Below are 1,216 nucleotides of genomic sequence, written 5' to 3' on the forward strand. Positions count from 1 at the left end.
CGCCTCCGACGCCTTCTTCCCCTCCGCCGATGGCTTGCTGTCGGCAATCGCCGCCGGCGCCACCGCCGTCATCCAGCCGGGCGGTTCGATGAACGACAAGGACGTCATTGCCGCTGCCGACGAGCACGGCATCGCCATGGTGTTTACGGGGATCAGGCATTTCCGGCATTGAGCGCCCTTACCCTCCCGCTTGTGGGGAGGGTCGGCGAACGATCTTTGCGAAGCAAAGTTCGTGAGACGGGGTGGGGACAGCGCCGCACCCCCACCCCGCTCCGCTTCGCGGATCGACCCTCCCCACAAGGGGGAGGGTAAACTCACTCCACCGGCCGGTCCGCCGGATAGGGCGTCTTGACCAGGATCGCCATGCCGATGCCCAGGAACAGCACGATCACCGCCATGCCGAGCCGCGCTGAGCCGCTGGCCAGGGTGACGGACGCGACCATGAACGGCGCCAGGAAACTGGTCGCCCGCCCGGCCAGTGCATAAATGCCGAAATAGCGGCCGGATTCTGCCGCCGTGACGCTGCGCGCCATGTAGGATCGCGACGACGCCTGCACCGGCCCGAAAGCCACACCGATCAACAGGCCGAAGAAGATGTAGGCTTTTTCCGCTGCCGTGCCGAACAGGCCGCCCCTGTCCGGCCCAGGCATCATCCAGAGGCCGAACAACGTGTAGCCCGGCCCGGTCGAGACGATGCCGATCGTGGCGATGCTGAGCAGGACCAGCGAGATCATGACGATGGTTTTTGAGCCAAGCGCCGTATCGAGACGGGCTGCAACCAGGCAGCCGAAGATGGCGACGACGTTGAGAATGATGCCGAAAATACCGATCTCGGTGATCGACCAGTGGAACATCGCAGCGGCGAAGGTGCCACCCAACGCCAGCAGCGCGTTGACGCCGTCCTGATAGATCATGCGGGCTACCAGGAAGCGGAAGATGCCGCTGCGCTTGCGCACCTCACCCAGTGTCACTTTCAGCTCCGCCAACCCCTCTCGGACAGCCGGACCGATCGGCAGGCCCTTGATGGCGTCGGGGGTGAAAAAGAACATCGGCAGGATGAACAGGAAGTACCAGCCGGCTGACAAAGGCCCGGTTGCGCGCGCGTCCTCGCCGAGCTTCGGGTCGAGCCCGAAGAGCGGGTCGATGCCGATGATCGTCTTGCCGGTCTCAGGCGAACCGGCCAGGCAGGCGACGACGAAGATCAGCACGATCATGC

General features: G+C 64.8%; 1 protein-coding gene and 1 pseudogene. One reads left to right on the plus strand and one right to left on the minus strand.

Annotated features, from left to right (window positions below; all coding sequences use genetic code 11):
* Window positions 1-172, plus strand: a pseudogene (gene purH / locus EN906_RS34585) (bifunctional phosphoribosylaminoimidazolecarboxamide formyltransferase/IMP cyclohydrolase); the annotation flags it as partial.
* 142 nt (window positions 173-314) lie between these two features.
* Here purH and EN906_RS34590 read toward each other — a convergent pair.
* A partial coding sequence (locus tag EN906_RS34590) for an MFS transporter (protein ID WP_164777633.1) occupies window positions 315-1,216 on the minus strand: 902 nt, incomplete at its 5' end.

The sequence above is a fragment of the Mesorhizobium sp. M7A.F.Ca.CA.004.06.1.1 genome (assembly GCF_003999135.1).
Classification (GTDB): Bacteria; Pseudomonadota; Alphaproteobacteria; order Rhizobiales; family Rhizobiaceae; genus Mesorhizobium.